Source organism: Enterococcus sp. DIV1208 (genome assembly GCF_050530455.1).
In the GTDB taxonomy this organism is placed as follows: Bacteria; Bacillota; Bacilli; order Lactobacillales; family Enterococcaceae; genus Enterococcus_B; species Enterococcus_B hirae.
This window is the reverse complement of record NZ_CP172887.1, coordinates 2,170,076-2,191,783: the sequence shown is the minus strand read 5'-3', so window position 1 is coordinate 2,191,783 and position 21,708 is coordinate 2,170,076. Positions and strand designations below refer to the sequence as shown.

18 protein-coding genes are annotated in these 21,708 nt (G+C 37.4%); 15 read left to right on the top strand and 3 right to left on the bottom strand.

The genetic code is table 11. The features are described 5' to 3' along the window. Positions 1 to 313 precede the first annotated feature (313 nt). The 7 genes from IGK91_RS10095 (at position 314) to IGK91_RS10065 (ending at position 7,746) form a co-directional block, all read left to right on the top strand. Positions 314 to 3,082, top strand: coding sequence for a sigma 54-interacting transcriptional regulator (locus IGK91_RS10095; protein ID WP_010737176.1), 2,769 nt, complete (start codon positions 314 to 316; stop codon positions 3,080 to 3,082). A gap of 76 nt (positions 3,083 to 3,158) precedes the next feature. Further along, positions 3,159 to 3,578 (top strand): PTS sugar transporter subunit IIA, encoded by a 420-nt coding sequence (locus tag IGK91_RS10090; protein WP_010720759.1) that lies wholly within the window; start codon positions 3,159 to 3,161, stop codon positions 3,576 to 3,578. 12 nt (positions 3,579 to 3,590) lie between these two features. After that, positions 3,591 to 4,061 (top strand): PTS sugar transporter subunit IIB, encoded by a 471-nt coding sequence (locus tag IGK91_RS10085; RefSeq protein WP_010737177.1) that lies wholly within the window; start codon positions 3,591 to 3,593, stop codon positions 4,059 to 4,061. Between the two features lie 17 nt (positions 4,062 to 4,078). After that, positions 4,079 to 4,858, top strand: a complete 780-nt coding sequence (locus IGK91_RS10080) for a PTS mannose/fructose/sorbose/N-acetylgalactosamine transporter subunit IIC (protein WP_081123357.1) — start codon at positions 4,079 to 4,081, stop codon at positions 4,856 to 4,858. Continuing rightward, the gene (locus IGK91_RS10075) at positions 4,845 to 5,666 is read left to right on the top strand and encodes a PTS system mannose/fructose/sorbose family transporter subunit IID (protein ID WP_010737178.1); all 822 of its coding nucleotides are present in this window, start codon (positions 4,845 to 4,847) and stop codon (positions 5,664 to 5,666) included. Before IGK91_RS10080 ends, IGK91_RS10075 begins: the two co-directional genes overlap by 14 nt. A 16-nt stretch (positions 5,667 to 5,682) precedes the next feature. Beyond that, the gene (locus IGK91_RS10070) at positions 5,683 to 6,732 is read left to right on the top strand and encodes an SIS domain-containing protein (RefSeq protein ID WP_010737179.1); all 1,050 of its coding nucleotides are present in this window, start codon (positions 5,683 to 5,685) and stop codon (positions 6,730 to 6,732) included. A gap of 12 nt (positions 6,733 to 6,744) precedes the next feature. Next, on the top strand, positions 6,745 to 7,746 hold the full coding sequence (locus tag IGK91_RS10065) for an SIS domain-containing protein (protein ID WP_010737180.1): 1,002 nt from the start codon (positions 6,745 to 6,747) through the stop codon (positions 7,744 to 7,746). A gap of 170 nt (positions 7,747 to 7,916) precedes the next feature. On the opposite strand, the gene IGK91_RS10060 is transcribed toward IGK91_RS10065, so the two are convergent. The 3 genes from IGK91_RS10060 to IGK91_RS10050 all read right to left on the bottom strand — a co-directional run bounded on the left by IGK91_RS10060 (position 7,917) and on the right by IGK91_RS10050 (position 10,557). Next, positions 7,917 to 8,561, bottom strand: coding sequence for a lytic polysaccharide monooxygenase (locus IGK91_RS10060; protein ID WP_010737181.1), 645 nt, complete (start codon positions 8,559 to 8,561; stop codon positions 7,917 to 7,919). A 343-nt stretch (positions 8,562 to 8,904) separates the two neighbouring features. Then, positions 8,905 to 9,552: a lytic polysaccharide monooxygenase auxiliary activity family 9 protein gene (locus tag IGK91_RS10055; RefSeq protein WP_010737182.1), complete on the bottom strand. Its 648-nt coding sequence runs from the start codon at positions 9,550 to 9,552 to the stop codon at positions 8,905 to 8,907. Positions 9,553 to 9,684: 132 nt separating this feature from the next. Then, positions 9,685 to 10,557, bottom strand: a complete 873-nt coding sequence (locus tag IGK91_RS10050; RefSeq protein WP_010737183.1) for a helix-turn-helix domain-containing protein — start codon at positions 10,555 to 10,557, stop codon at positions 9,685 to 9,687. A gap of 217 nt (positions 10,558 to 10,774) precedes the next feature. On the opposite strand from IGK91_RS10050, the gene IGK91_RS10045 reads away from it, so the two are divergent. From IGK91_RS10045 to IGK91_RS10010, 8 genes are all read left to right on the top strand, one after another. After that, a complete protein-coding gene (locus IGK91_RS10045) occupies positions 10,775 to 12,508 on the top strand; it encodes a fibronectin type III domain-containing protein (RefSeq protein ID WP_081123354.1) in 1,734 nt (577 codons plus the stop codon). A 561-nt stretch (positions 12,509 to 13,069) separates the two neighbouring features. After that, on the top strand, positions 13,070 to 14,089 hold the full coding sequence (locus tag IGK91_RS10040; protein ID WP_010737185.1) for an NAD(P)H-dependent glycerol-3-phosphate dehydrogenase: 1,020 nt from the start codon (positions 13,070 to 13,072) through the stop codon (positions 14,087 to 14,089). Between the two features lie 31 nt (positions 14,090 to 14,120). Then, positions 14,121 to 14,990 (top strand): UTP--glucose-1-phosphate uridylyltransferase GalU, encoded by an 870-nt coding sequence (galU, locus tag IGK91_RS10035; protein ID WP_010737186.1) that lies wholly within the window; start codon positions 14,121 to 14,123, stop codon positions 14,988 to 14,990. A gap of 169 nt (positions 14,991 to 15,159) precedes the next feature. Beyond that, positions 15,160 to 15,516, top strand: coding sequence for a hypothetical protein (locus tag IGK91_RS10030; protein WP_010720747.1), 357 nt, complete (start codon positions 15,160 to 15,162; stop codon positions 15,514 to 15,516). 781 nt (positions 15,517 to 16,297) lie between these two features. Beyond that, positions 16,298 to 16,897 carry an SIS domain-containing protein gene (locus tag IGK91_RS10025; RefSeq protein WP_081123353.1) on the top strand — a complete coding sequence of 200 codons (600 nt, stop codon included), beginning with the start codon at positions 16,298 to 16,300 and terminating at the stop codon, positions 16,895 to 16,897. Between the two features lie 680 nt (positions 16,898 to 17,577). Further along, positions 17,578 to 19,317, top strand: coding sequence for a putative basic amino acid antiporter YfcC (yfcC, locus tag IGK91_RS10020; RefSeq protein WP_010720745.1), 1,740 nt, complete (start codon positions 17,578 to 17,580; stop codon positions 19,315 to 19,317). A 244-nt stretch (positions 19,318 to 19,561) separates the two neighbouring features. Continuing rightward, entirely contained in the window at positions 19,562 to 20,746 is a 1,185-nt protein-coding gene (gene iadA, locus IGK91_RS10015) for a beta-aspartyl-peptidase (protein ID WP_081123352.1), read from the top strand. An 88-nt stretch (positions 20,747 to 20,834) separates the two neighbouring features. Beyond that, the gene (locus IGK91_RS10010) at positions 20,835 to 21,059 is read left to right on the top strand and encodes a CsbD family protein (RefSeq protein WP_010720743.1); all 225 of its coding nucleotides are present in this window, start codon (positions 20,835 to 20,837) and stop codon (positions 21,057 to 21,059) included. Positions 21,060 to 21,708: the final 649 nt, after the last annotated feature.

The following is a 21,708-nucleotide window of genomic DNA, read 5'->3' as shown; positions in this document are numbered from 1 at the left end:
TTTCTTTCTTAGCTACTTAAACGGTAGGCACGGATTTAAGAGAAAGGGGAGTCAGTTGAAAGAAATTTCTGTCTATTTTACATTGATGACCCTTTTTCTTAAACGAGTACTTTCCTATGTATAAGTAGGTACTCTCACATTGTATCTTATGAAATTTAGAATGAAAAGTGAATAAGCCTTTTCATAAATGAAACTTTGAAGTGAATTAGCAAAAAAAGTCATTGACGAATCTCGTTTGTTTCTCCTTCTTTTTAGATAAAAATAGCTATTGACAAAATGAATGCGTTTCCTATGATGGAGAAGAGGTGAGAGAATGTTAAAAGAAGAAATCCAAGATTATTTAGAAAATCAAACGGCATTTATCGATTTAGCACAATTAAGTGATGTTTTTACAGCGAAATATTTAGCAGCATACTTTAAAGTGAAACGTAATACGGTCAGTCATTATCTTAATCAATTAAATGAAGCTGGCATTTTGGTTAAGATCAATTCTCGTCCGGTCTATTACTTTCATAAAATGGCTTTTGAACAGCAATTTTTTGCTTTAAGTAAAACGTATTATGCCTCAACTGAAGAAATTAGGGCTGAACAGCCTATTTTTTCAAGAAGTAAAGATCTTTTTTCTTTAGTGATCGGTCACGAAGCAAGCCTGAAAGAAAGCATTGAACAAATCAAAACAGCTCTTTTTTATCCAGATGGTGGGCTACCTGTGTTATTAACTGGAGAAAGTGGTACAGGGAAAAGCTTCTTAGTCAATATCGTTTATCAATACTGTTTAGAACATGATCTCTTACCAGAAAATGCGCCTTTCGTGACGTTGAATTGTGCTCAATATGCCGACAATCCAGAATTGTTGACGAGTAATTTATTTGGATATGTCAGTGGAGCATACACCGGTGCGACACAAGATAAGGTTGGCGCTTTTGAGGCAGCCGATGGGGGATTATTATTTTTAGATGAAGTTCATCGACTTAGCCCTGAAGGACAAGAAAAATTGTTTACGTATCTGGATCAAGGGATTATTTATCGAATGGGAGAAACGAATCAGGGGAAAAAAGTCGATGTTCGGCTCTTCTTTGCTACGACTGAAGAAGTCACCAAACATTTTCTGCCCACTTTTATGCGTCGGATTCCTTTTAAGATTGATCTGCCTTCTTTACGTGCTCGTGGAAAAGAAGAACGATTGGAGCTGATTTATTCTTTTTTCTTAAATGAACAAAGAAAAATCGAGCGTCCAATGAAAGTGAGTGGTCAAGTGCTATCATTATTGACGAACCAAAGTTTTTCAGGCAACATCGGTGAATTGAAAAATAGCGTAAAAGTAGCTGTAGCCAAAGCATTCGCTGAACAAAAAGAGGAAGAGAGCCTATCGATCAAACTCCAACATTTACAAAGATATCTTTTGAAGGTTCCCCATCAAGACAGCCCAGCCCAATCAGCTGTGTGGATCACTGAGAAAAAAGAATTAGCTCATTTGGTTGAAAAAAGACAACCAGAACAGGAGCGAATGATCCGCTGCTTTGAACAACTATTATTGACCTTTAAGAAAAATGGCGCAACAGTAAGTAACTGTGAGGAAAAATTAAAAGAAGAAGTCGTTTATTTATTTGATTTTTTACTCTTTGAAACGAGTCGCCAAGAAAAACATGAACTACTAGTCTACTGGTTGCACTCCATTCGAGAAACGCTAAAACAAATGGAAAGTGCCTATCAGATCAAGTTTGATGGTAACAGCGTATATGCGCTAAGTTATTATCTCTATCAAAGAAGCACAGTAAAGTGGTTACCAGAAGATGGAGAAATCGAACAATTGATCAAGGAACTAGACCGCCAGTTAGAACTAATGTATCCAGCAAACTATCACTACGCCCATCGGATCTTGGAATTGACACAAGCTAAGTTAGATTTAGAAGTTACTTTATTAGATCATATTTTATTAACGATCTATTTGAGACGGACGAAATGGACAAAAGAACAAAGTGTGCCTAAAGCAATCATTGCTGCTCATGGTTATGCTACCGCTAGTAGTATGGCAAACGTCGCTAATCGACTGTTGGGAAATGATCTGTTTGAATCCTTTGATATGCCCTTAGATGTGACACCCCAACAAATTGCGGATGAAATGATCGATTACAGTAATCGTCATGATATCTCTAATGGACTGATCATTTTAGTTGATATGGGCTCGCTAAAAGAAATCCATCAACTATTCAAAGATCAGGTCTTTGCCCCAATCGTTATTTTGAATAATGTGACAACACCATTAGTTATCAGTATTGGAGAAAAAATGCAAAAAATGACTGATCTGGAAGAAATCGTCAAGGAAGCGGTGGCCTCCTTGGAAGCAGAGTGGACGATCATTTACCCTCAAAAAAATAAACAAAAAGCATTACTGATCACTTGCATGACGGGGATCGGAACGGCTGTCCATATGAGTGAACTACTTGAAAAAAGTTTACCAGCAAACAGCGCACTTAAAATCATCCCTTATGAATACCAAGTATTAACACAAAGAAAATTAACGGAATCGGTTTTTTCGATGTACGATGTGATTGGCATCATTGGGACAACGAATCCTCAAATCGACACGATGCCATATCTTTCGTTAGAGTCATTGATTTCAGGAGAGAAAATGGATGAACTTGTTCAATGGCTGGCTCCTATTTTTTCATTGAAAGAACAAGCTAACTTTGATCAGCAATTTGTCCGAAATTTTTCATTAGAAAAAGTACTGGAGTCGGTGACGATCCTTGATACAGAAAAAGTGATGACAGAAATCGAGTTGTTTATGCGTGAATTGGAGATGCGTTTTGATAAGAACATCACGACGCCACAAAAGATCGCCCTTTTTGTCCATGTCAGTTGTTTGATCGAGCGATTGATCAGGCAGATCCCGATTGAAAGTTACCATGGTCAAGAACAGTTGTTACAGTGTCAAAAAGAAACCTTGGATCGAATCAAAGAAGCATTTAGTGTCATCGAAGAACATTATAGTGTCACGATCCCACCATCAGAAGTCGCTTATATTTATGATATTCTCGAAAATGTAGAGGATAAAATAGGCTCAGAAGAAGAATTTTAATCGTAAGCAAGATACCGCCACTATGTTGGCACGTATCTTGCTTTATTTGTAGTGAGAGTAAGAAAGAGGTGGAAACATGGAAAGAACAATTATTCTAGCCTCCCATGGACGTTTTGCTTCAGGGATTTTAGATTCTTTGGAACTTATTTTTGGTAAAACGCATTCGATCCTAGCGTTAGATTGCTATGGAACTGAAACGTTTGATTTAGCAAAATCAGTGCAGCAATTGATCAACGATCATCAAGGGCAAGAGTTGATCATCATCACTGACTTATTTGGTGGCAGTGTAAACAATGAATTTTTGCAGTACATTAACCGACCGAATATCTACTTGATTGCTGGTTTGAATCTGCCATTGTTGATCGAGATTGCCACAAAAATTGAGACAGCTGATTCAATCGTTGAATTGATCCATCAGGTATTGAATGATTCAAAAGAAATGATCCAATTTTGTAATGAAAGTATCGAAAAAAAAATGGAAGAAGAAGAATTTTAGGAGGGATTGGAAATGATTATTTTAACAAGAGTCGACCATCGTTTATTGCATGGTCAAGTCGCTTTTTCTTGGACACAATCAATTGGGGCAGATTGTATTTTGATCGCAAATGATGATGTGCCAAACAATGAAATACGCAAAACAACCATTAAGTTGGCAAAGCCACAAGGAGTGAAACTAGTGATCAAATCGATTGAAGATTCGATCGCTGCATTACAAAGTGGCGTAACGGATAAATATAAACTATTTATCGTAGTAGAGTCTGTGAGAGATGCGTATCAATTAGCAAAAGCTTGTCCACAGATCAAGCAAATCAATTTAGGTGGGATTAAAGCAAAGGAAGGAACGCGGAGTCTAGGTAAAGCGGTCAACGTATTACCTGAAGAAGAAAAATTGTTGGAACAAATGATCGCTGATGGGATAGAAGTAGAAATTCGTCAAGTACCAGCAGATAAAAAAATAGCAGCAAAGGAAGTCTTATGAGAAAGGAAGAATAAAAGATGATCCTACAAGCAATTCTTTTAGGTCTGGTTGCCTTTATTGCGCAATCAGAGTATGCGTTAGGAACTTCCCTGCTTTCTCGTCCGATCGTAACGGGATTATTTACAGGGATTGTTTTGGGAGATGTAAAAACAGGTATTATTATGGGAGCAACTTTGGAATTAGCTTTTATTGGTTCATTTTCAGTTGGAGCATCGATTCCACCAGACGTTGTGACCGGTGGAATCTTAGGAACTGCATTTGCCATTACTGCAGGAGCAGGAACAGAAACAGCATTACTATTAGGTTTACCAATTGCGACACTTACCCTTATTTTTAAAAATGTTTATTTAGGACTATTGATTCCGATCATGAACCACAGAGCAGATCGTTATGCGGAGGATGGGAATTATAAAGGGGTCGAACACATGCACTTATTAGCTGGTTTCGGCTTGTCATTGATGCTTGGTCTGGTAGTCATGATTTCTTATTTAGTCGGAAGTCAAACGATCGGGAATCTCTTAGCGAAAATACCAGATTTTGTGCAAAACGGCTTGACCGTTGCAACTGGGTTGATTCCAGCACTTGGATTTGCCATGCTGGCACGTTTATTGATCAATAAAAAAGTAGCACCTTATTTCTTTTTAGGCTTTGCTGTAGCAGCTTACTTAGAGATTCCAGTAACAGGTATTGCCATCTTTGGGGCGATCTTAGCCGTCATTGTCGTCAATATCATGAACGTACGTCAAGTATCCGTTCAAACTTCAGCAGGGGAGGTAGAAGAGGATGAAGACTTCTAATCAAGAAGAACACAAAGTGACCAAAAAAGAATTGAATCAGGTCTTTTGGCGCTCATTTCAAATGGAATTTTCATGGAACTATGAAAGACAGATGAATATGGCCTATGTCTTTGCCATTATTCCCATCTTGAAAAAGCTCTATCATACCAAAGAAGAAATGTCAGCGGCGCTTAAACGCCATTTAGAGTTTTTTAACACGACACCACATATCGTGACCCTGATCTTAGGGATCAATGCAGCGATGGAAGAAGAAAATAAAAATGACCCAGAATTTGATGTAACAGCTATCGATAGTATCAAGACCTCACTGATGGGACCTTTAGCAGGGTTAGGCGATTCATTCTTTTGGGGAACGTTGCGTTTGATCGCGACGGGTGTTGGGACTTCACTAGCACTACAAGGAAATATTTTAGGACCAATTTTATTCCTTTTGATTTTCAATATCCCTCATGTTTTGTTTCGTTACTTGGCAACAAGTTGGGGCTATCGACTAGGTACTGGATTTTTAAAGAAAATCCAAGCAAACGGAATGATGGAAAGTTTAACGTTAGGTGCTTCAATCATTGGATTGATGGTAGTTGGCGGGATGACTGCGACGATGATCGATATCAATATTCCTTTGAAAATCGGAACAGGTGAAAATGCTGTCACGGTTCAAAGTATTTTTGATGATATCGTTCCTCATATTTTAAGTTTAGGTGCCTTTGGAGCAGTCTTTTATTTATTGAAAAAAGAAGTCAAACCATTGATGATTTTGATTGGATTAGCTATTTTTGGGATTGCTGGTTCATGGATTGGTATCTTTTAGAAAAGGAGAGAACAAGATGGTCACAATGCTTGATTATATTCATGAAGAAAAAACAGCTTTATCAGCGATTCTTGAAAAGAATGATTCGTCACTTCATGTGTCTTATCAAAACATGCAACACGTTCTGATTCTGGCGACAGGTTCTTCGTATAATGCTTGTCTTGCTGCAAAGCCGGCACTAGAAAGCTATGGAGACATCACTGTGGATATCCAAGAACCTTATCATTTTAATCATTATGGGAAATTGTCAGAAGAAGTTGATACAGTCATCGCTGTTTCTCAAAGTGGGAAAAGTGCTTCGACAGTCGATGCCATTCGAAAGATCCGATCATCAAAACGACGGACGATCGCTTTAACTGGAGATGATCAAAGTCCGATCACCAAAGAAGTGGATCAAGTGATTGACTTGAATATGGGCGTGGAAAAAGTGGGGTTTGTTACCAAGGGCTATTCAGCAACCGTTCTTCAGTTGATTCTCTTAGGTCTAGCGATTGGAACCAGTAAAGACAGAATAACAGCAGCGCAAAAAGAAGAAAAACTAGTTCAACTAAGAGAAATCGTGATGAAAATTCCTCAGATCATTGCGCAAACAGAACAATTTTTTGAAAAAAATGAAGCACTCTTTCGTGTAGCAAAACGATTTATTGCGATCGGGTATGGACCGAATTGGGGAACAGCAAAAGAGTTTGAAACCAAGTTTACAGAAACTGTTCGGGAACCTTCCCAAGGCTTTGAATTAGAAGCATACATGCACGGTCCGTATTTAGAAGCCAATCCTGGTCACATCCTATTCTTCCTGGAAACCGATAGTGATAGTCAAAAACGTTCCCAGCGATTAGCACAATACATGAAACAATATGTTGGACAGGTCATTGTTGTAACGACTGAAGGAGAAACGACTGAGAATCAGCTTAGTCTGGGAATCACTAGCGAAGAAGATCTTTCTGTTTTAGCTTTAGTTGTACCGATCCAAGTTTTGGCTTATAAAATTGCGACTGCCAAAGGGATCGATTTAGGACAAAGAATTTTTGATGATTTTGATGAAGTATTAAAAAGTAAAATTTAAGAGGTGGAGACTATGTTAAAATTCAATGAACAAAAACAAATCGAGGATATCAATGGGGCGCTAGCTTTACGTCCGCAAGTGGAACAAATCATTGACGGATTGGGAGAGGGATTCGATGCAATTTATTATTTAGGAATCGGCGGAACCTACGCGTCAGCGATGCAAGCTGTGACTTATATGAATGGTAAAAGTAACCTACCTGTTTATGTCCAACATGCAGCAGAATATTACACAACTGGCAACAAACGCCTAACAGAAAAATCAATTGTTGTCTTGTCTTCAGTTACTGGTACCACGCAAGAAGTCGTGCAAGCAGTCAAAGAAATCAAAACAGTGGGTGCGACACTGATCGGGTTTATTGATACAAAAGAGAGTATTCTCGCTGAACTTTGTGACCATACGATCACTTATCCTGCACCTGGAACCGAACAAATCAAATTCTTTATGGTCGCAGATCGTTTGATGTATAATCATGGCGAATTTGAAGACTACGAAACCTATTATCAACAATTAGAAGAGCACTTAGCAGTTGGCTTAGTCGAAGCCGAAAAACAAGCAGATGCTTTTGGATTAGCGTTTGCTGAAAAACATCGTCACGATTCGATGCACTATTTTATCGGTGCTGGGAACCAATGGGGCGCTGTCTATTCTTATGCGATGTGTTATTGGGAAGAGCAAAGTTGGTTGCCTTCTAAATCGATCCACGCTGCTGAATTTTTACATGGTACGCTAGAAGTGATTGAAGAAACGACACCAGTGACGTTGTTCTTAGGAGAAGATGAACAACGTGTACTTGCAGAAAGAGTCGCAAACCTATTACCAAAAATCTGTGCAAATTATACATTGATTGATACAAAAGACTATCCAATTGAAGGAATTGACGAAAGTTATCGTGGACGTGTCCTTTCTTATTTGCTGATGCATGCGGTGACGCAACGAATCGATGCGCATATCGAGCAATTAAATTGTCACCCCTTAGAAATCAGAAGATATTACCGTCAATTTGAGTATTAAGCGACACAATCAGTTCTAAGAGGAACGATTTCGTAAAATAATAAAATAAAACATACCAATATGAATCGTCTGTCAGTGAAATAAACGGTTCATGCTGGTATGTTTTTTGGTTATGACATGGATCAAGTGAGCGATTTGATCCGTGTGTTGATATGTTGATAGAAGAATTTTTATGAATTGTTTGATAAGTCAGTTAAGAGATTACGAGGTTGGATATTCGCATCAATCACATTGTAAAAGGCATTTGAAGTATCATTCACATCCCAAACGGCTAAGATGACATGATAACCGAGATGATCACTTGGAATAGTGATCGTGTGTGTTAGATTTGTGTCAGCATCTTTCCCGTGACCGTCTACCTCACCTATAAATTGAAATTCATCGCGGGATAATGGTTTGTTTGGATTCCAATTATTTTTCGTGATATAGTAATGCCATTTAGCTGTTTTATGCGCGGCAGTATAAGACCAAGTGAATTTCGTTGGACCAGTTGAAAGGTTTTGTTTTGTCCAAATAGTAGCAGTTTGTTTGTCTAATTCAAATCCTTTGGCACCATTTGCGGAAGCAATTTTTCCATCTGCAGGTCCACCATTTGGGAATCCTTTAGGTGCTTCTAGTGATTGTGGCTCAGTAATTATTTCACCGTATTTTTCAAGAGCTGCATGCCAATTCTTCCTACTGTCTAATTCTCCTTGATAGGCACGACTGATAGGTTTCTCCACATAACCGTGAGCATCCACATTAACTGTCGATAAGGCAGTTAAACCAGTTGTTGCTAAAACGAGTCCTAATCCTACGACTAAACTTTTTTTCATCTTGATTCCCTCCATCAATTGCTTATTACGTGAAATAAATTTTTTCACAAAAATAGTATAAAACGATAGGAGAAGAGGGTTAAATATTGTTTGTTATTGCAACAAAAAAAGTATGGTTCCTAAAAAAGTTCGCTCAGTTCGCTATCATGAAAAAGCGTTCGATAAAAGATAACTTCTTTCTGATACGCTCTTATTATTGATGAGTGGCAAAAGTGAAACGAAAAAGATCCCACGATGTTGAGCCTAGCAATACTAGAACTACCCATCGTGGGAAAGATTGAGCAAATGTTTTCAATAAACAGTAAAGAAAATGAAGAATGATTGATTGTTCAGTTAAAGAGAATCACATGGATTCATTTAAATCATTTAAGATACTACGAGGTTGGATATTCGCATCAATGACATTGTAGAAGGCATTTGATGTATCACTTACATCCCAAACTGCTAAAATCACATGATAACCTATCCGGTCATTTGGAATCGTAATGGTGTGAGTTGGACTCGTGCTAGCTTGCGCACCTTTTCCTTGGACTTCGCCGATCAATTGAAGTTCATTGCGAGAAAGTGGTTTATTCTGGTTCCAACCTGGTTTAGTGATATAGTAATGCCATTTACTAGTTGGGTGTGATTGCGTATACTTCCAAGTGAATTTTGTCGCTCCCCCTGTTAAATTTTGTTTCGTCCATAGACTAGAAGTTTGCTTATCTAATTCAAATCCTCTTGCACCATTTGCAGAAGCGATTTTTCCATCTGCTGGTCCACCTTTAGGGAATCCCTGAGGAGCTTCTAGTGATTGTGGTTCATTAATGATCGGACCATATTTTTGAACTGCGAAATCATAGCCAATGTTTTCTTTATCCAATTGACCTTGATAGGCACGGCTAATTGGCGAGATAACATAACCATGTGCTGAAACATTGACGGAAGATAATGTTGTCAATCCTGTCGTTGCTAAAACCAAACCTAACCCTAATAAAGAACTTTTTTTCATATTATAACTTTCCTCCAAATAATTTTTATGAAAAGGTTTTCTTTTCATGGATTTAGTATAACGGGGAGAACAATAAGCTTAGATTGTTTGTCTAGCATTACAACAAAAATAACATCTTCCGGTTCGTAATTGTTAATTAGCTTTGTTTTGTAAACTGCTTTCAATCAATGAATTTTTGAGATTGCTAAAATATTCTTTAGCATTAGTCAAATCTAACCACTCAAAAAAACGAAGCCCCTTTTCGATTTCCGAGATGGCTGAATGATCGCCATCTGCTAATCGATCCAAAGCCGCAAATAATTTATACTGGGCAAGATCAACTGACTGTTTGTGGTTTTGCGTTAATCTTTTCAGTTCGCATAGAAAAAGTTTTCTAAGAATCGCAGAATGACGGTTAAATGAGAGGCGTAAACCATTAAGAATAAAATTAGAGAAAAGTTCTGAATAGTAGGTAGCGTCTATGTACGTTTTCATTTTTGATACACTGGTTTGAAAGAGATGGATGATGTATTGATCATCAAAAATAAACAAACAGTTTGAAAAAATCGTTAGTTCAAAATGTCCCCAGGTTTCAATTTTTTCAAGATAATTTTTGATCACAAAAATTTCTTCTTCTATTTTCAAATTGGTATCAGTATGGTTGTAGAGGTAGTTCATAATCAATTTTCGTTGGGCATAAATCAAACGATAGTAAATGCTGCCTGTTTTTTCGTATTCGTTTAGTAGTTCTAATTCTTGTTCGTGAGTGATTTTTTTGGATGAGATGAGATAGTTGGTCAATTTTTGTTTATTCGTAAGTGAATTGCTATTAAGAAGAAATTGATACTCTTCTAAAGTAATGTTCATTCGTTCAAGGTAGTTAACTAATAGTTCAAAACTGATCTTTGTTCCTCTTGATTCAAACGCAGCAAGGGTTCCTCGTTGTGAGATACCTCGTGTCAACTGTTCTTGTGTTAAGCCACGTTCTTTTCTTAACTTACGAATCAGAGACGAATGGTTAGTCATATTTTTATCCTCCTAGTGTTTTTTTATATATATTGTAGATGTTTTTTTAAATATATCACAAATGTAATAAAATTTAAATAAAGCGTCATTTTTGCGCGCTTTTAAAGAAAAAGTGCGTAATCGATTATTTGGGTGTTGCAATACTATGCAAATAATTGTAATCGTTTTAATCGATGGTGTAATATGTTATGTAATAAAGAATAATGGAGGCGGTTTGATGAAGAAAAAACTAGTATTATTTTCTGTAGGTGTGTTTAGTGCAATAGTAAGTGGAGGTACGACGGTTTTTGCAGCTGATGCAGCAGACACGATGCCTGACCTCGCGAATAAACAAATTGCAGTCGGATACTATCATAACTGGCAAGCGGAACAAGGCGCAGGCTATCAAGGAGGTCGTCCAGCCGACATTGATTTGGCCAAAATAAATCCTTTTTACAATGTAGTGACGGTTTCGTTTATGAAAGGAGAAGGGATTCCTACTTTTAAACCTTATAATATGACGGATCAGGCCTTTCGTGAAAAAGTAGCAACATTGAATGCGCAAGGGCGAGCAGTCATTATTTCTCTAGGAGGAGCAGATTCACATATTGAATTACATCGTGGCCAGGAACAAGCTTTTGCGAATGAAATCATTCGGTTAGTAGAAGTATATGGCTTTGATGGATTAGATATTGATTTGGAACAAACTGCGGTGGCTGCTGGGGATAATCAAACAGTCATTCCGGCGGCATTAAAAATCGTTCGTGAGCATTACAAGAAAGAAAACAAACATTTTATTATCTCAATGGCGCCTGAATTTCCATACTTAAGAACAAATGGAGCATATGTACCATATATTACAGCTTTACAAAATGAATATGACTTTATTGCCCCTCAATTGTATAATCAAGCAGGCGATGGGATCAGTGTTGGGACGGAATGGATTGCCCAAAACAATGACAATAAAAAGTATGAATTTTTGTACGGGATTTCAAAATCATTTAATGAAGGAAGCGGTGGCTTTATCCAAATTCCGGCAAGTAAACTAGCTCTAGGGATCCCAGCTAACGAAGATGCCGCAGCGAATGGCTATGTTAAAGATCCTTCAAAGGTCTACCAAGTATTTGAACAAATGACAAAAGATCAAACGCCATTAAAAGGAATCATGACATGGAGTGTCAATTGGGACGAGGGCAGAAATAAAGCTGGGATTGCCTATAATCAGTCGTTTGCGAATGCTTATCAAGGATTGTTCAAAGAGCAAGTACCAGATACTGAGAAACCTTCTAAACCAGAAAATTTAAAAGGAACTGCAACGCAATCAAGCATTTCATTAAGCTGGTCAGCTTCTACTGATAATGTGCGTGTTTCTCATTATAATATTTATCAAAACAAACAACTCATTGGCACTAGTAACACAACCAATTATACGGTGAGCAACTTATCCCCTGACACAACCTATTCATTTACGGTTGAAGCAGTCGATACATCAGGAAATCGCTCAACATCGTCTGACGTATTAACGATCAGAATACAAGCTGGTTCACAATTACCAGCCCCTTCGATGCCAACTGGTTTAGTAGTAAAAGGTGTATCGCAAAACTCTGTGACACTCGGTTGGTCTGCAAATGATCCGAAAGAAGAGGTCATCGGCTATGAAATCTATCGAAATGGAACGCTAGTGACAATAACGAAGTCACCAACTTTCGTAGATACTGGTTTAACTCCTGACACAACGTATACTTATCAAATAGCAGCTGTTAACATTTCTGGTATTTCTAAGAAAAGTCAACAAGTGACAGCGAAAACGACAGCAGATAATCAAGCAGAAGAATGGAAAATTGGGAAATTATATAATATCAGTGATATTGTGACCTATAAAGGAAATCTTTACCGTTGTCGTAACATCCACATGGGACAAATCGGTTGGGAACCTGATGTAGCTTTAGCATTATGGCTGAAGATCAGTTAATAAAGTTAACAAAATAAAAAAAGAGTCAGAGTGCAGTATGTCAGGGCTATTACAATGAGGATGTAATGAGGACATAGACATATAAGGCGCACTCTGATTTTTTTACATAAAATTGTCAGAATCAAAATATAAGATAAGCCACGCAACCATTTTACATGCTCTGATCTAAATAGTTATTTTCAGTTGTTCAGGATGAGAGAATAAACAAAAGAAGAAAACACACAGTTCAATCTGAATTCTGGTGTTTTCTTCTTTTATCATTTAGTAACGATCGTACAAAAGTGATGGGACAAACGATGCAACCCATATCGCTGGAATAAAAATAACTGAAACATTAATTAAAATGGCGGTGTAACAGACCACATATTCTAGCCCCCCTTTCTAGTTGATTCAATGATTATTTATATGATAATTATAACGCTTTGAATGACATAAAATTAAAATGTATCTTAATACAACAATGTCAAGTGTTAAACAAACTGTTAAAACGGGAAAAATAGTTTTCAACATTTAGAGTATCTATACTATAATAGTTACTATCAACTATTTGGAGGAATATCAATGAAACAAAAAATTGCAGTTTTAGGCCCAGGCTCTTGGGGGACTGCTTTAGCGCAAACCTTAGCAGAAAACGGACATGATGTTCGTATTTGGGGAAATGTTCCTGAACAAATCGATGAAATGAATCAGTATCATACAAATAAACAATTTTTACCTAACCTAAAAATTTCCGAAACGATTATCGGTTATAAAGAATTAGCAGAAGCAGTGAAGGATGTCGATGCGGTTTTATTCGTTGTACCAACGAAAGCCATTCGTTCAGTTGCTCAAGAATTGATTGAGAAAATGAATACTAAACCAATCATCATTCATGCAAGTAAAGGGTTAGAGCAAGGAACACATAAACGCATTTCTGAAGTTATTGCTGAAGAGATTCCAGAGGAAAAAAGAAAGGCAATCGTCGTGCTTTCTGGACCAAGCCACGCGGAAGAAGTTGCTGTTCATGATATTACGACCATTACTGCTGCAAGCATTGATCAGCAAGCGGCAATCTATGTGCAAGATCTGTTCATGAATGATTATTTTAGAATTTATACGAATAATGATGTCATCGGAGTTGAAACGGGTGCGGCTTTAAAAAATATCATTGCTATCGGTGCTGGTGCCATCCATGGATTAGGTTTTGGTGATGATGCAAAAGCGGCGATCATGACTCGAGGATTAGCGGAGATTAGCCGTCTAGGAGTGGCAATGGGTGCCAATCCATTGACATTTATTGGCTTGAGTGGTGTAGGTGACTTAATCGTGACTTGTACAAGTGTCCATTCTCGTAACTGGCGAGCAGGAAATTTGCTTGGTCAAGGACATAAATTAGAAGAAGTACTTGAGAATATGGGAATGGTGGTTGAAGGAGTCTCTACTACTAAAGCTGCGGTTGAATTAGCGGAACAACTAGGGGTAGAGATGCCGATCACACAGACAATCTACAATGTATTATATAATGGAGAAGACATCAAACAAGCAGCCAAAGAAATCATGTTGCGAGATGGTAAAATAGAGAATGAATTTTCATTAAGCTAAGGGCTTATATTGAAATGAGAGGACGGGGTGTATGAAAGTTAAGAAAGCAATCATACCTGCAGGTGGTTTAGGCACGCGTTTTTTACCTGCGACAAAAGCAATGGCTAAAGAAATGCTTCCTATTGTTGACAAACCAACGATCCAATTCATTGTTGAAGAAGCATTAAAATCTGGGATTGAAGATATTTTAATTGTTACTGGGAAAGAAAAACGTCCGATCGAAGATCATTTTGATGCTAACCTTGAATTGGAATTAAATCTGCGTGAGAAGGGAAAACTCGATTTATTAAGTACCATCAAGGAAACAGAAGCTGTTAATCTTCATTTTATCCGACAATCTTACCCCAAAGGATTAGGGCATGCAGTTCTTCAGGCCAAAGCATTTGTAGGAGATGAACCATTTGTTGTCATGTTAGGGGACGACTTGATGGTGGATCAAGTCCCTTTGACAAAACAGCTAATGATGGACTTCGAGGAAACTCATTCATCAACGATTGCAGTGATGGAAGTTTTGCCAGAAGATACAGGAAAATATGGAATCATTGATCCTGGAGAGGAAGAAAAAACTGGGTTATATCGAGTAAGAAAAATGGTAGAAAAACCTACTCCTCAAGAGGCGCCTAGTAACCTTGCCATTATTGGACGCTATTTATTAACACCAGACATTTTTCCAATACTCGAAACGCAAACACCAGGTGCGGGCAATGAAATCCAATTAACGGATGCGATTGATACATTAAATCGCCATCAAAAAGTCTATGCAAGAAATTTTAAAGGGAGACGATATGATGTTGGTGATAAATATGGTTACATGCGAACCAATATTGATTATGGGTTACAACATCCAGAAATCGGCGCTACCCTTAAAGAGTATCTGATACAACTTAGTAAAGAGTTATAATTTCTAAACTAAGGTACTTTTACTTGGTCTTATCTAGTTCGTTGCTTAAATTTTAGTAAAATACTTTTTGTTAGCTATTAAAATAAACGTCATTTTGCTTATTATGTAGTAATATAAAAGAGTTATGGCAAAATTGACTTTTAAATACAGAAAAGGTGTGTAGCTTTGTATGGGAAAATTGATTACAATCGGTCAAACACTTCTTGATGGATTGAAATGGCTGATGGAAGGAAATAACTGGTTGTTTTTGACTCCATTGGTGCTAATTTGTGGATATGTTTTCATTCAAATGGCTAGAAAAAAAGAGAAATTATTGATTTTTATCTGGTATTTAGCAACAATTTCTATTTTAAGTGTTATGCTTGAACTTGCTTTAGGTGCGTGGGAAGCTATGATTTTTGCTTTGATATTTATCATAGGTTATTTCATCATCTTTATCCCTTATTTCTTTAGAGGCGTTCATATCGGCAAAAAAGGCAGACACACGGCTTCTCATCGCAGAACAAAACGATCAGATAAACGCTAAAAGCAGTGAGTTAAGAAAGTTGATCTATGTAGCTTGCAACTACGGTTATTGCTCGCTTGAGTTTTTCGTTAGAACAAAGCAATCGCTGGTTAAATCCATTTTATTTGGATGAGCGGTTGCTTTTTTGTCTGGTTTTAGGGTCTGAGTATACCATTTAAGGAATGGGAGTTAGCAAAAAGCAGTAGGGGAGAGTCATCCTGGTAGGCTAAGCAAAAAAATGATCATGACATGTCTAATTGTGGACGGCAAATTTATTTATTTAAGTAGATATTGGCTGTTATCATTGATAAAAAATAAATCTAAAAACAAGAATCCTATCACGATAGGATTCTTGTTCAGTTAAAAAAAGTTGATTTATATGTCAAGAAAACAGACCATGGTTTTTTTATTTTTTCGGACTTGCACTTGTCTGATAGATTACTTAAAATGATTGAAGATAGAAACAGCAGAATAAAAAAAGGCTCCCTAATAGTTAGCGGCAACTAACTATCAGGGAATGACCAGTCACACGTATACACCCTGACCGATCATTTGCCATAGTCAATGCAAGGCATCGACCGTATTTATTGTACCTAATTTCTGGGGAGATTTCTACCCTTGTGTCGGTTTTTCGATGGTCGGTAGCTCGTTTATTTACTATGTCAAGGTATTGGGCAGTATGCTCAATGCCTTTTTTTATCTTTCATTTTCAAGCAAAAGGTTGATACGTCTTAACTGATTTCTTTTTTTATGTTTTAGCACACTTGCTGTTTTTGTTGTGAAATTAAAGGTGGAGAAATAAATGAGTTTACGCTATTTTGATTATTATCAGCGACTAGAAAAGAAATTAAGAATCGAAGAACCCTTGATGGTTCAAGCTGCTTCTTTAATTGCTCGTCAAGTTTCATTAGGTGGACGTTTACAAATCTTTGCTAGTCGTACACTAAACGGGATAGCATTTGAGTTTTGGGAGCATTTACCTGAAATGATACCGGGCAAGTTAATTGAAAATCCGGCAAATGGGATATATGAAACTTTGGAAGGAACAGGAAAAGCGATCATTGATCAGCTCTCTGTCAAACAAGCAGATATTTTTCTACTTCTTTCCAATGAAGGTAGGGATCCAAGTATTGTGGAGTTAGCTCAATGGATCAAGTCAAATGGTCATTTACTGATTATTGTTACTGGATTTGATCTCTCGCGAAGTATCAAATCACAACACAGTAATGGGTTGCGATTGTTTGAATTTGCTGACCTAGTATTGGATAACCATGCACAAATGAATGATACCGCTTTATCATTGTCAGAAGTTGAGCTTGCTCTTTGTGATAGTTCCTCTATCGCTACCATATTACTATTGCAGCAAACCCTATATTTTACAGTCTGCCAGCTGATTCGTTAGGGAACGTAAAAATAGAATGAATGGAAACATTGCCTTGAAGTAGATGAAAAAGGGACACCTTTGAATAAAACTAGGAACATTCGGCGATTTCTAAGTGTTAGTGTAAAAATTAGAGCAAGGTAACATCTTTTTTCAATAGTTAAAACAAGCAAAATATCACAAAGAAGAGACAAAAAAGAGTTCACTTGAATTCTTTTTTGTCTCTTAATACACGTTGATGAAAGAGTCTTCCCCAAAACTCTTTACATTGCAATTATAGTACATTAGTTATGATTATTGCAATGAAGATTGTTTATAGATTAAAAAAAGTCTGAAGCAGCTATTTTTTCTAATACACTATCTGTTTTTTTATTCGTTTTTTTTCGGATAAATAATGAATAAAAAATTCTATTTATATCGAATGTTGAAAAAATATACATATTTTAAAAATGATAAAATGTAATTGGTTTTTCTTCATAAATAATAAAACAAGTAAAGATATCATATGAAACTAATTGATTATATGCTTGCGTCACAAAATACAAGAGAGTTATTTAACTTTTTTGGGTTGTTTTTAACAAAAATAAAAAAGATTGCTTTAATAGATAATTAATGTGTTTAGCGTTTTTTTGCTGTATAATCTAATCTGATATTGATTGTTTTATTCATAAAAATTTAAAGATAGAAAGGAAGACTTCATAGTGAAGAAGCAAGTGTCTTCGGGGAAATCCAAACGGGATCTCACAAAAATGACGACACCTCATACTTATGTCATCATTTTTGGAGTGGTCATCCTTGCTTGGTTGCTGACATTTATTGTACCAGCAGGAAAATTTAGTACACAAGATATCGAATACCAAGATGCAAATGGAGAAACAAGTACGCGAACTGTATTACGCCAAGATTCATTTCGTTATGCTTATGCCTTGGATCGCTCCTATGTATTTGATCAATTAGAGAAGTTACAAAATGATCCGACGGAAAGAGAGAAATTAAAAGTCCCTGAAAAAGGGTTAGAAGAAGTGATTTCTGAAGGTGAAAAGAAATTAACGCAAGAAAAGTTAGATGAAATCTCTTTAACAGATGATGTACTTTATGACCAATTTGGCGAACGCATTTATGATACTTCAAAAAAACTCCATAAAACGGCTCGAGTATGGGGGACCGATGATTTTGGTGGTTTCGGATTTTTGAATTTTGTCTTTGAAGGGTTAGTTTCAGGAGACAAGTATGGATCGGCTGTCGGAATCGCTGCGCTTATTTTAGTTGTTGGTGGTGCTTTTGGAATTATCATGCGCACCGGGGCAATTGATGCAGGGATCTATGCTTTCATCAGTAAGACAAGGGGACTGGAGCGTTTAGCCTTACCGCTATTATTTTTTGCTTTTTCATTCGGTGGCGCGACATTCGGCATGGCAGAGGAAGTCATTCCTTTTTCTATGGTGATGGTCCCATTTGTGATAGCTCTTGGTTATGACTCGATCGTTGCAGTAACAGTCACGTATGTCGCCTCTCAAGTCGGAAATGCGACTTCCTGGATGAGTCCGTTTAGTGTAGCAGTTGCTCAAGGGATCGCTGGCATTCCAGTGTTATCGGGTGCGACGTTCCGATTGATCATGTGGGTCGTTATCACAGCGTTATCTGCTGGCTATTTGATGATTTATGGGGAGAAAATCCGTAAAAACCCTGAAAGCTCATTGACGTATAAATCAGATGATTATTTCAGAAGTCATTTGAAAAAAACAACCGACGAGAAAAAAGCGTTTATGTTGGGACACAAATTGATTTTACTTGAAATGCTCATCGTATTGGTTTGGATCGTTTGGGGTGTTACGCAAGAAGGGTATTATATCCCAGAAATTGCTTCACAATTTTTTGTTATGGGATTAGTCGCAGGGATCATTGCAGTAATCTTCAAATTGGATGGCATGCGGATCAATGATATTGCCTCTTCTTTCCAATCGGGTGCTGCTGATTTAGCTGGAACAGCAATCGTTGTAGGGATGGCAAAAGGGATCTTATTAGTATTAGGTGGCTCAGATGCTTCTGTTCCTTCTGCTTTAAACACCATTCTACATGGTATCGGTACAGCTTTAGCAGGAGTACCAGCGGCTATCGGAGCGTGGGCAATGTATATTTTCCAAAGCCTGTTTAATTTAGTCGTGACATCCAATTCTGGTCAAGCGGCGTTAACGATGCCAATCATGGCACCACTTGCTGACTTAGTAGGGGTCTCTCGTCAAGTAGCTGTATTAGCTTATCAATTAGGCGCTGGATTTATGGATGCCTTTACCCCTGTATCAGCTAGTTTGATTGGTGTCTTAGGTGTTGCACGTATCGAGTGGGCAAAATGGGCAAGATTCCAAATCAAAATGCAAGGATTCTTTTTTGTCCTAGGTACTATCTTTATCATGATTGCGATAGCAATCGGCTTACAATAGCGAAGTAAGAATACTATTTATTAAGGTCAGGGTTAGTGAAGTATGCACGGTGTTTTTTCTGATGACAGAGGAACTCGATGCTTTTTCAAACTTACTAGCCAAAAAGTTGACTTATAGAAAGCAAGCCGAAGAGACTGAAAATAGTTTGTCTTATTTTCATTATTCTTCGGCTTTTTTATACTAAAAATAGTTACTTTTGAAACAAAGAAAACCAAAATATCGGTATCAGAAAGGATGAAGTCAAATGAAAATCATTCGTCAAATTGAGGTCTATGCACCAGATTATTTAGGGGTCATGGATGTATTGATTGCTGGGGATAAAATTATTGCGCTTGAAGAAGCGTTGACCGGTGGCTATGCTGAGTTAGAAGTGGAAGAAATTTCCGGTAGTGGGAAAGTGTTGACACCGGGCTTTATTGATTGCCATTTTCACCTTTTAGGTGGAGGTGGAGAGGGCGGTTTTCAAAATCGTACGCCAGAAGTAACTTTAAGTCAATTGACGACAGCGGGTGTAACAACAGTTGTTGGGTGTTTGGGAACAGATGGTGAAGGTCGTGACATGACTGCGCTTATCAGTAAGGGAAAAGGCTTAGAAGCAGAAGGGATCTCAACTTACGTCTATGAAGGTTCTTATCGGTTACCACTCAAAACGGTTACGGATTCAATCATCAAAGATTTTTTGACAATTGATAAAATCATCGGAATTGGCGAAATTGCTGTTTCTGACCATCGATCATCTCAGCCCACATTTGAAGAATTTTCTCGAGCAACTGCTGATGCCCGAGTAGGAGGCATGTTGTCTGGTAAAGCTGGTATCGTCAATGTCCATTTAGGTGGAGGAAAACGTAAACTAGAGTTATTAACAAGGGTAGTTGAGGAAACCGAGATTCCGATTACGCAATTTTTACCTACCCATGCCAACCGCACGCCAGAACTTTTAACAGCTTGTATCGAGTTTGCGAAAAAAGGTGGGACAATTGACTTCACAGCGAGCGAAGATCCTGATTTTTGGGAACGAACAGATGGGGAAGTCCGCTTTAGTAAAGCTTTAAAACAGTTGATCGAAGCTGGCGTTTCCCTTGATCATTTTACAATGTCATCTGATGGACAAGGAAGTTTACCTTATTTTGATGAAAAAAATCACTTTCTTGGTATGGGTGTCGGAAGCGCAAAATCACTACTGGTAGGTATCAAAGAAGCGGTAGAAAAAGAAGAGATTCCACTTGAAGTAGCCTTGCGAGCAATCACAGTCAATCCCGCTCGTGTGTTAAAGCTGGAGCGAAAAGGAACAATCAAAGTAGGGAACGATGCTGATCTATGTATACTTGACAAAGAAACCTTAGCCATCGAAACAGTGATCGCCAAAGGACAAGTAATGGTTGAAGACAAAGAAGTTAAAGTGTGGGGAACCTTTGAAAAAACGATCTAAGAGCATACTGTTTGTCTGTTTTTCAAGTTGATGATACCCTGATAATAGTTAGATAGTTAGAAATGAGAAATTTAAGGGAGGAATTAAGATGGCAGATTTAAAAGGACGTTCTGAAGATGCAAAAGACAAAGTAGTTGGTAAAGGAAAAGAAGCTTACGGTAAAGCAACAGATGATAAAAGCAAAGAAGCTGAAGGAAAAGCACAATCACTTGGTGCTGATATCAAAGAAAAAGCTCGTAATTTAGGCGATGATATCAAAGAAGGCTTTGAAGATGTCAAAGAAAAATTCTCCAAAAAAGATGATAAAAAATAGTTTCTCCAAAAGAGAAGTTTGGTTAAAACTTTGAGAATGATCCTCTGGTTTTGTCCAAAGCGAGTTCTTAAGGAAGATTGATTGTAAAAGACGATAGATTTGGTTTATTGTGTTTTGCACCTCTTATAGTTAGTAAACGAACTTTTGAGGTGCGCCACGATACCGATTCTACCGTCTTTTTTTAGTATGCGTTCCAGCAAATCTGTTGATGTACTCTCTCGAATTATAATAAGTATAATTATAAGTCAATGAACTTAATAGAGCTTTGAAGTGATTGGTAGTAAGAAAGCCTTTATTGAGATCGAAAATCCTACTATAGTTATTCCTAAAAATATGGTAAAATAGACGGAGTATGTTTGTAACAGAAGAACGGATAAAAGTAGACAGTTTGTTAAATTGAGACTGTTTTAATCAATGATTTGAGGCAAGATTGGTTGTGCTTTATAAAACCAGGCTTTTTTTCTTGAGAATAGCAGATGCTAGCGATTTATCTAATTTGTTGTATAATGATGGGGAGTAGTCGAATCCATTGTTTTCGACTTTTGTGTTAAAAATAATCGATTCATCGCTTTAATGAAACTTATTCAAAAATGGCAGAAGATAAACAAGAGGACTGTCAATCAGCTGCTTTTTCTTGCTAAGCAATAGA

What these genes read in the sequence shown, in the direction of transcription:
- IGK91_RS10095 (WP_010737176.1), top strand. Translation starts at nt 314, where the DNA reads ATGTTAAAAGAAGAAATCCAAGATTATTTAGAAAATCAAACGGCATTT.
- IGK91_RS10090 (WP_010720759.1), top strand. Translation starts at nt 3,159, where the DNA reads ATGGAAAGAACAATTATTCTAGCCTCCCATGGACGTTTTGCTTCAGGG.
- IGK91_RS10085 (WP_010737177.1), top strand. Translation starts at nt 3,591, where the DNA reads ATGATTATTTTAACAAGAGTCGACCATCGTTTATTGCATGGTCAAGTC.
- IGK91_RS10080 (WP_081123357.1), top strand. Translation starts at nt 4,079, where the DNA reads ATGATCCTACAAGCAATTCTTTTAGGTCTGGTTGCCTTTATTGCGCAA.
- IGK91_RS10075 (WP_010737178.1), top strand. Translation starts at nt 4,845, where the DNA reads ATGAAGACTTCTAATCAAGAAGAACACAAAGTGACCAAAAAAGAATTG.
- IGK91_RS10070 (WP_010737179.1), top strand. Translation starts at nt 5,683, where the DNA reads ATGGTCACAATGCTTGATTATATTCATGAAGAAAAAACAGCTTTATCA.
- IGK91_RS10065 (WP_010737180.1), top strand. Translation starts at nt 6,745, where the DNA reads ATGTTAAAATTCAATGAACAAAAACAAATCGAGGATATCAATGGGGCG.
- IGK91_RS10060 (WP_010737181.1), bottom strand. Translation starts at nt 8,561, where the DNA reads ATGAAAAAAAGTTTAGTCGTAGGATTAGGACTCGTTTTAGCAACAACT.
- IGK91_RS10055 (WP_010737182.1), bottom strand. Translation starts at nt 9,552, where the DNA reads ATGAAAAAAAGTTCTTTATTAGGGTTAGGTTTGGTTTTAGCAACGACA.
- IGK91_RS10050 (WP_010737183.1), bottom strand. Translation starts at nt 10,557, where the DNA reads ATGACTAACCATTCGTCTCTGATTCGTAAGTTAAGAAAAGAACGTGGC.
- IGK91_RS10045 (WP_081123354.1), top strand. Translation starts at nt 10,775, where the DNA reads ATGAAGAAAAAACTAGTATTATTTTCTGTAGGTGTGTTTAGTGCAATA.
- IGK91_RS10040 (WP_010737185.1), top strand. Translation starts at nt 13,070, where the DNA reads ATGAAACAAAAAATTGCAGTTTTAGGCCCAGGCTCTTGGGGGACTGCT.
- galU (WP_010737186.1), top strand. Translation starts at nt 14,121, where the DNA reads ATGAAAGTTAAGAAAGCAATCATACCTGCAGGTGGTTTAGGCACGCGT.
- IGK91_RS10030 (WP_010720747.1), top strand. Translation starts at nt 15,160, where the DNA reads ATGGGAAAATTGATTACAATCGGTCAAACACTTCTTGATGGATTGAAA.
- IGK91_RS10025 (WP_081123353.1), top strand. Translation starts at nt 16,298, where the DNA reads ATGAGTTTACGCTATTTTGATTATTATCAGCGACTAGAAAAGAAATTA.
- iadA (WP_081123352.1), top strand. Translation starts at nt 19,562, where the DNA reads ATGAAAATCATTCGTCAAATTGAGGTCTATGCACCAGATTATTTAGGG.
- IGK91_RS10010 (WP_010720743.1), top strand. Translation starts at nt 20,835, where the DNA reads ATGGCAGATTTAAAAGGACGTTCTGAAGATGCAAAAGACAAAGTAGTT.